Origin of the sequence: Mesorhizobium sp. M2E.F.Ca.ET.209.01.1.1 (assembly GCF_004010375.2) — a bacterium.
Classification (GTDB): domain Bacteria; phylum Pseudomonadota; class Alphaproteobacteria; order Rhizobiales; family Rhizobiaceae; genus Mesorhizobium.
Genome location: NZ_SADP02000494.1, coordinates 1 through 358, shown reverse-complemented (window position 1 = coordinate 358; position 358 = coordinate 1). Strand labels below are relative to the sequence as shown.

1 protein-coding gene is annotated in these 358 nt (G+C 65.4%); it reads left to right on the top strand.

From position 1 onward, the window contains the following. On the top strand, positions 1-358 hold a 358-nt coding region (locus EN852_RS36635), incomplete at both ends, for a putative glycolipid-binding domain-containing protein (RefSeq protein ID WP_348643535.1).

The following is a 358-nucleotide window of genomic DNA, read 5'->3' as shown; positions in this document are numbered from 1 at the left end:
GATTGATGCCGCAAGATGCCAAGATCGTGCGCTGGCGCGAGTGGGATGGACCGGGCTTCGAACATCTTGTGCTGGGGGAGCAAGCGGGCCGGTTCCTGGCCGATTCAGTCGTCATCTGCTCGGGCGAGACGCCATTTGCGGTCCGCTACCGCATTACCTGCGATGCCGGCTGGCACGCGAAGAGTGTCACGGTCGATATGATCGGCGATGGCCGGACGCTTGTCCTGGCCTCCGATGGCGATGGTCATTGGACCAGGGACGGCGTGCCGATGCCCGAGCTGGCGGGCGTGCTCGAACCCGACCTCACCGTCACGCCCTTTACCAACACGCTGCCGATCCGGCGCCTGGCGCTTTCGGC